Below are 7,537 nucleotides of genomic sequence, written 5' to 3'. Positions count from 1 at the left end.
CTGACAAAATATATTATTATAACAGGTGGGGTAGTGAGTTCCATAGGTAAAGGGATAACATCCGCATCTATGGGTAGAATTTTAAGGTCTTACGGTTTAAAGGTTTCAGCTATTAAGATAGACCCTTATTTGAACTGGGATTCCGGAACACTCAATCCTTATCAGCATGGTGAAGTGTATGTAACCCATGATGGTATGGAAACCGATTTGGATCTTGGTCACTACGAAAGATTTTTGGATGTTGAACTTGATGGAATCGCCAACATCACTACAGGCAAGGTTTATGAATCAGTCATTGCAAAGGAAAGAGAAGGCGGATACTTAGGCGAATGCGTACAGGTCATTCCTCACATCACCAATCGTATCAAGGAAATGATCAGGCAAAACTCTGAAAGTGCAGATTATGACGTGGTTCTAATCGAGCTTGGAGGTACTGTCGGAGACATTGAAAGCCAACCTTTCCTTGAAGCGTTAAGGCAACTCAGAAATGAGGAAGGCCGTGAAAACGTCATGTTTGTCCATGTTACATTTATCCCCTACCTGAATGCAGCTGGAGAATTCAAGACAAAGCCAACTCAGCACTCAACCAAGGAACTGAGAAGTGTCGGTATAAATCCTGATGTAATCGTGTGCAGGTCACAGGTTCACATTGACGATGCCCTTCTTGCAAAAGTCGCGCATTTCTGTGATGTGGACGTTAATGCGGTGGTCAACACTCCTGATGCGGGAACCATCTATGAGGTTCCTCTTGTTTTGGAAGACCGCAACATAGGAGAGCTTATCGTTAAAAGAATTGGCCTGGATGTTGAAGCGGATTCATCCAAACTCGATGAATGGAGAAAGATTGTGGAATCATTGAGAATCACCGACCCGCAGGTTACAATAGGCATTGTGGGCAAATATGTTGAATTGGAGGATTCCTATATCAGTATCCGCGAGTCCCTTTTGCATGCGGCCGCAAGCATTGGCGTGAAAGCCAACATCAAATTCCTGAGTTCAGATGTCGAGCAGTTGGATGAGGAGGCTTTCAAGGAGTTTAACGGCATTCTGATTCCAGGCGGTTTTGGAGAGCGTGGCTTTGAAGGAAAATTGGATGCCATCGATTATGCCATTGAAAACAATGTTCCCCTGTTTGGAATCTGTCTTGGAATGCAGTCCATGGTAACCCAGTTCGCCAGAAGAAACGGTTATCCTGAAGCTAACAGCTCCGAATTTGATGACAATCTGGAGTTTCCGGTCATTGACATGATGGAGGAGCAGAAGAAAATCAAGAACATGGGAGGAACCATGCGTCTAGGTTCATATGACTGCAAGATCATTGAAGGAACCAAGACTTTTGACGCATATGGTGAAACTGACATTGAGGAACGTCACAGGCACAGGTATGAGTTCAACAATGATTTCAGGCAGGACCTCCAGGAAAAGGGTCTGATAATTTCCGGAACAAGTCCTGATGACTTTTTGGTGGAAATTGTTGAATTGCCGAATCACCCTTGGGCTATAGGTTGCCAGTTCCATCCGGAATTCAAGTCAAGACCTAACAGGCCACACCCATTATTCAAGTCATTTTTAGAAGCTATCTATGAGTATTCTAAAAATTAACTTCTCTTTTTTTATTCCATTTTTATATTTTGAAAACAATTTTGCCAGCTTGCTTTCTATCTAATTAATATATCTGAAAGTTTAATGTTATTATCATGACTTTCAGTACCTTATTCCTAATTCAAATACTTGTAACAATATTGTTTTCGATTTTAGCTGCAATTTTCGATGTCAGATATAATTTTGTCCCCGACAAGCTGACATTCTCCCTGCTGTTTTTCGGCCTTGCCTCAAACATGATTTTGTCAATAATTTCAACTAACATTAAATTCATTTTAGCTTCAATTATTTCAATGCTTCTTACTTACATCATAACTTATATGTTATGGAAATTAAAAATGTGGGGTGGTGGTGATGTAAAGCTGTTCACAGCTATTGCCACAGTAATACCTTTCGGACTAAATGTCGACTTTTTAAATATTTTTCCTCTATTATCAGTATACCCCTTCGCGTTTAGCGTGGTAGTAAACAGCATCCTGGTTTCATTTCCATTCCTTCTAGCATTTCTGATATATCTTGTCATTAGGAATGAAACCTTCAAGAGCCATCCCGCATTTCTGATACTCCTTTTCAACATCGAAAACCTCAAGGAACTCATCCACTCGACACTAAACAGAACAATACCTGTAAAGGACCTGCATGAGGGAAACATTGTAAACAACTGCTATTTCAATGACGAGCACATCATCGAGCTGATCACTGAGACGGATGGAAACCTGGAGGTATATGAAAGCGGGGGGGATGACGATTTCAGGTATTATTTCAAATCCATGAGTGCAGGAGGAATAACAGAAAAGGACATGACGCTGATAAAGGTGATGAGTGCCCAGGGATACATTGGAGACGCGATTTCGGTTAAGATATCCTATCCATTCGCTCCGGCAATATCCATAGGACTTCTCATAGCGGTATTTTATGGAGACATCATGATGATTCTGACAAAAAACATGATGCTGGTGATATGATGAGGGAAAACAGGGGACAGGTTTCATTGGAATACATTCTCATATTCTCGATATCCCTCATTCTTCTGATTGCATTCACACTTCCCATGGCCGAAAAAAGCGTTGAAAGCACGCTGGACGTATCGGATGCCATTGAGGTCAAATCGAACCTGGCCGAAATTTCCCGGGCCATAATGCAGGTTTACGGCGAAGGCCAGGGATCAAGGCATACCATACACGTCACAAGCCAGAAAAGCATTAGGGTAAATGTCGATGAAGATTCCCTATCATCAGATTTAAGACTCAAAGACGGCACATACAAGCGGATAAAAATAAATCATGCCTCTAAACTTAAAGAATCATTCATCCAATTAAGCAGGGGTGAAAACACTGTTGTTGTCGAATGGCCAACGGGCAGTGAAAGCATGGTGATATATACAAAGTTATTTTAATTATCACGTTTAAATATTAATCCATAATAGTTTATTGGCGTGTGACTTTATGGATATTATTACAACGATAATTTACATTGTTTTATTTATTGTAATGATGGTTTTTGTTTTCTCAATAGGAATGTTGAGACAGTACATGCCTAAACGGGAAGTTCTTCTGGTGCTCGGTGTGGCATTCTTGATAGGCTGTATCGGAGGAGCGTTCTTTTTGGAGCCTATATATGATGAACTGCCCGAAGTCGCAAGTATTGTTGAGAAAAACATGCCCAACAATGAGGAAACTTTGTATTTGGATATATCATCATCAATAGATACCAATCAGTTGAGGGACAAACTGTCAGGCATGGACGGTTTCAGATCTTTTGATGAAACTTCGATTACGATACCGATGTGGACATTCAAACCTGTGGAGAGGGAATATTTCAATTATGTGCTTGGAAATATCGACTCCCATTATAAGAATTATACTGTAACTTCAAATGAGCTCATCATTCAGCTTGAAGAGAATTATACCTCATCCGAAGCATTGAAAACATTTTCAGACTGGTACAAACTGGTTTATGGAGGTACAATTTCCTATGCTCAAATCAAAGCGGTTTTAGTTGTTGACTCATCAAAAATTGATGATTTCAATCAGGCCCTTCTGGATGAGGGCATAGTTGCAAGCAAAATGGAGGGACCTGTCCAGAACAGTATGGATGCCATTAACGCAACAATGATTCCGGACTGGCAATTCATATTGGTCTGCGGAGGGTTCAGCGTCGTTGTCGCTTTGATTGGAGTCTATATAGATTCCGTTATTCCGGCATACAGAAGATTTAAGAAGTTCATGGAAACCAAACGAAAAAGATAATATGGATGTTGCAGTTTTATTTTCAGGCGGTAAGGACAGCACCATGGCCCTTCACGCCGCTTTGGATGCGAAAGAGGATGTCAGATATCTTCTTTCCGTCAAATCCAAAAATGACGAATCATACATGTTCCATGTACCGAACATCCATATAACCGACCTGCTCTCACAGGCGCTTGAAATCCCGATAATCACTGTTGAAACCGATGGAATCAAGGAAGAGGAACTTAATGACTTGAAGGAAGCTTTTCTAGATTTGAAAAAGCGCGGCATAGAGGCAGTATACACAGGCGCCCTGTATTCAGTTTATCAAAAATCCAGAATCGAGAAGCTTGGCGGTGAAGTCGGATTGAAGATAATTTCACCATACTGGCATGTGGATGAGCTTGAATACATGAGAAAAATAGTTTCATTGGGATATAGGATAATCATCTGCGGTGTTGCCGCATGGGGACTGGACGAGTCATGGCTCGGACGCACTATTGACGATGAATGCATTGACGAGCTTGTTGAACTTAATGAAAAATACGGTGTGGACATTGCCTTTGAAGGCGGTGAGGCCGAAACCCTTGCGGTTGACGGACCTATTTTCAAAAGGAAAATAAGGATTTTAAAATATAAAAAGGAATGGCATCTTGACAGTGGTGTTTTCATAATCGAAGATGCTGTTATAGATTGATTTCATCAAAAAACTCATTTATCTTTTGGGTGTAGCTGTCCAAATCGCTTTCGTTTATTATTATCCTGTCTGAAAGTGAAATGACGTTGCCTATTCCGAAATCCAATTCCATCTGATCTCTTTTTTTGAATTCATTCAAATCATCGGAGTCGTCTTCGCGCATCCTTTTTTTCAATCTTTCAAAACGTATTGCAGGATTTGCGAAAATGGACAGGATGATGAAGTCCTCAAAGTTGTTCTTGAACATGTTCACTTCATGAGGGCTTCTGATGCCTTCAACGATGATGCTGCTTTCACATCCCTCATCAAGCAGTTTTTTTATTTTTCTGATGGTCAGCTCGGAAACGATATACTCTCCGAATTCGATTCTTAAGTTTTGGGCGGTTTCTTTTGTGGACTCGCCTCTTTTTTTGGCCTCTTCACGTATGATGTCTCCCATACTCACTATTATGGCTCCTTTCTTGGAGGCGATTTCTGAAACCAATCCCTTTCCTGAACCCGGTAAACCTGATATTCCCATTACTCTCATTTTATTCACTCTTTAAGTCTGATTTGCTGAAGGGATTCCTTTAGATTCTCTTCGTTGTCGAATTCATGAACCATCTCAAGGAGAACCGCCTTGTCCTGTGTCTTCAGGTCCTTGGCTATTTTTGTCATGAATGGAACTGCACGAACGATATTGTCCATGATGGACACGTCTGACATTTTTGAAGTTCTTGAAAGCGGATTCAAATCAATGGTTATTATGTTCTTGCCACTTTTTTTCAATATCTCTGCCCTGTCCCCATCTTCCAGCGGAACCAATATGGTGTCTGCAGAAAATATTCCTGTTCTGCTGGCGGTCGCCCTGCTGTTTTTGATGTCATTGAGGTAAATTATGTCGTCGTCCAGTGTGCCCAGAATATCCTTGTAGCCGTGGTCCTTGTACAGCTGGGATATGATCTTGACACGCTCGTCAGTCCTGTAGAACAGGTTGATTTCGATTTTTGCATTTACCTCCTGGGCAAGTTCGATTATCTCATCGCATACGAGCGCGGTTGTGTTTCCGTTAACTGATAATACTGGGTTATTTGATAAGAGTAATGCTGCAACGGCCACATACATTGCCCTTTTGGCGGGGAATGTGGTTCTCTCACCAATCAGATAGTCGAATGCCTCTCCTCTTCCATGGGCTATCATGGCCGAATCGGCAAGGTAGCCTTTTTTTGCGGCGTTAACCATTTTCTCTCTTAAAAGTAAAGATTCGTAACGTGGATGTGATTTAGGTATCATTTTTTTCACTCCTATTTCAAGTCAATTGTCATCTGCGCCAAGTATCCTAAGAATGTTGTAATGAACAGTGTGATTATGCTTGTTGAGATTATATGTAAAGGATAGTTGTTCATGATAATGTAGTATCCGTTAGGTAAAATGAAAAATATGTAGTCTAGGATGATATCTATTATGACAAACATCATTCCGCCTATGACTCCTTCAACAACCTCGTTTGTTTCAATGCTTCTGATATACAGTATTCCGAAAAATCCTGTTACGATGATGGTGATTATCGGTGCGATAATATTGAGATGAGGAATATTTGAAGTGAAAATAGGATTGAATATGTTTGTGAGAGCGGATGTGATAATCCAGATTAGTACTCCATAGATAATCGTTAGTTTCAGTTTCATTTTTAAACCTTGAATTTTTATAACTGATTATATTTTTGGTTTGAAAAGATTAAATACTTTACTAGTTATCTAAAAAAAGTTAAAATTTGGGATGGTTAGGTAGTTGTTGGAAACTACCTAACAGGCTTTAGAGAAATGAATTTTAAATTTGGCTGTTTAATCTATCTCTCTGGCTACTATGTAGCCTAATATATTATTTGGTTTTAGCAATATATAAATGTTATTGTATTTTATAAAAATTCAATTGTACTTTATTAAAAAGTTTTATATCTCATAATTAATAAAGTTAAATTGAATGACACAAGATTATGATTTTGAAAATTATCTCCAAAAGGCCTTATCAAACTCAATAAGCTCTTCAAACCCGTCTGAAGAAGCGAAGGACAGGGCAAGAAAACTGTCATCGTCATATTACGGCGATTTAAAGGAAAAGCTATTGACGGAATATGAAGGAAAATCCCTGAAGGATGTAATGGACTGCAGGGAATGCTCAACATCATATGGAGACGTATTGAAGATTACCAAAACCGAGAGGACAGACTTTTCAATAGAGGACAATAACTTCAGAAATCAGATAAACCATAATCTGAAGCTTCTTCCAAAAATAGGTCCTAAAACAGAGCAGAACCTTAAAAACCTGGGCTTCGAAACAATAGAATCGCTAATGAATCATGACATGTATTGCGATTTGGCCGCAAAGTTTCTCGACAGAATCGACGGTTTGAGCTATTGTGAAATAATGGACCTTTTGGACACAAACAGATACACTCGCGAATGCAGATACAACATACTGAAAAGCATCAGCATGACTGATGTGGAAAACTTCAAGTTCATGGACATCGAGACAAAGGGCCTTTCCAATGTTCCCATAATACTGATTGGGGTGGCGGAAATAAAAGGAGACAAGATCATAGCCTCACAGTACTTCCTGAGGGATTACGCAGAAGAGGCAAGCATAATCGATGCATATCTCGCTCACCTGGATGAGGACTCAGTCCATGTCACCTTCAACGGAAAGACATTCGACGTTCCCTTCATCAAAAACAGATGCAGATACAACAGGATAGACGCCGACCTTGATTTGGCGCACCTTGACCTGATGTATTTTGCAAAAAGCCTCTGGGGTGAACAGCTGCCGAACTGCCAACTCCAGACGATAGAAAGGGAAATGTTCGGAATCGAACGTGAAGGCGATGTTCCAGGCCAGTATATTCCGGGATACTGGGACACATATCTGCAGAAGGACAACATAGGACCGGTCGTGCCTATAATTGAGCACAATGCACAGGACATCATTTCGCTTGCAAGCTTTTTGGATAAAATGTATAGGGATGTAAATTAGC

Annotated in this window: 9 protein-coding genes; 6 read left to right on the top strand and 3 right to left on the bottom strand. The window is 40.3% G+C overall.

Going from position 1 to position 7,537, the window contains the following annotated elements; genetic code table 11:
- The 5 genes from IJF99_RS07265 to IJF99_RS07245 all read left to right on the top strand — a co-directional run.
- A partial coding sequence (locus IJF99_RS07265; protein WP_292793649.1) for a CTP synthase occupies window positions 1-1,602 on the top strand: 1,602 nt, incomplete at its 5' end.
- A gap of 95 nt (window positions 1,603-1,697) precedes the next feature.
- A complete protein-coding gene (locus IJF99_RS07260; protein ID WP_292793647.1) occupies window positions 1,698-2,567 on the top strand; it encodes a prepilin peptidase in 870 nt (289 codons plus the stop codon).
- Window positions 2,567-2,998, top strand: a complete 432-nt coding sequence (locus tag IJF99_RS07255) for a class III signal peptide-containing protein (protein WP_292793645.1) — start codon at window positions 2,567-2,569, stop codon at window positions 2,996-2,998. The genes IJF99_RS07260 and IJF99_RS07255 overlap by 1 nt, the downstream gene beginning before the upstream one ends.
- Window positions 2,999-3,047: 49 nt before the next feature.
- Window positions 3,048-3,851 carry a hypothetical protein gene (locus tag IJF99_RS07250; RefSeq protein ID WP_292793643.1) on the top strand — a complete coding sequence of 268 codons (804 nt, stop codon included), beginning with the start codon at window positions 3,048-3,050 and terminating at the stop codon, window positions 3,849-3,851.
- A gap of 1 nt (window position 3,852) precedes the next feature.
- Entirely contained in the window at window positions 3,853-4,527 is a 675-nt protein-coding gene (locus IJF99_RS07245; RefSeq protein WP_292793640.1) for a TIGR00289 family protein, read from the top strand.
- On the opposite strand, the gene IJF99_RS07240 is transcribed toward IJF99_RS07245, so the two are convergent.
- Genes IJF99_RS07240 through IJF99_RS07230 form a run of 3 tightly spaced genes read right to left on the bottom strand, consistent with a single transcriptional unit; the run spans window position 4,517 to window position 6,194 of the window.
- A complete protein-coding gene (locus IJF99_RS07240) occupies window positions 4,517-5,056 on the bottom strand; it encodes a nucleoside monophosphate kinase (protein WP_292793638.1) in 540 nt (179 codons plus the stop codon). The two genes, IJF99_RS07245 and IJF99_RS07240, sit on opposite strands and share 11 nt — an antisense overlap.
- Window positions 5,057-5,061: 5 nt before the next feature.
- On the bottom strand, window positions 5,062-5,799 hold the full coding sequence (locus IJF99_RS07235) for a 4-phosphopantoate--beta-alanine ligase (RefSeq protein WP_292793636.1): 738 nt from the start codon (window positions 5,797-5,799) through the stop codon (window positions 5,062-5,064).
- Between the two features lie 11 nt (window positions 5,800-5,810).
- Window positions 5,811-6,194 carry a hypothetical protein gene (locus IJF99_RS07230; protein ID WP_292793633.1) on the bottom strand — a complete coding sequence of 128 codons (384 nt, stop codon included), beginning with the start codon at window positions 6,192-6,194 and terminating at the stop codon, window positions 5,811-5,813.
- Window positions 6,195-6,489: 295 nt separating this feature from the next.
- On the opposite strand from IJF99_RS07230, the gene IJF99_RS07225 reads away from it, so the two are divergent.
- Complete coding sequence (locus tag IJF99_RS07225; protein ID WP_292793631.1) at window positions 6,490-7,536, top strand: ribonuclease H-like domain-containing protein; 1,047 nt, start codon at window positions 6,490-6,492, stop codon at window positions 7,534-7,536.
- Window position 7,537 lies beyond the last annotated feature (1 nt).

Origin of the sequence: Methanobrevibacter sp. (assembly GCF_017406825.1) — an archaeon.
Classification (GTDB): domain Archaea; phylum Methanobacteriota; class Methanobacteria; order Methanobacteriales; family Methanobacteriaceae; genus Methanocatella.
The sequence above is the reverse complement of the archived record's forward strand: the minus strand, read 5'-3'. Positions and strand labels throughout refer to the sequence as shown.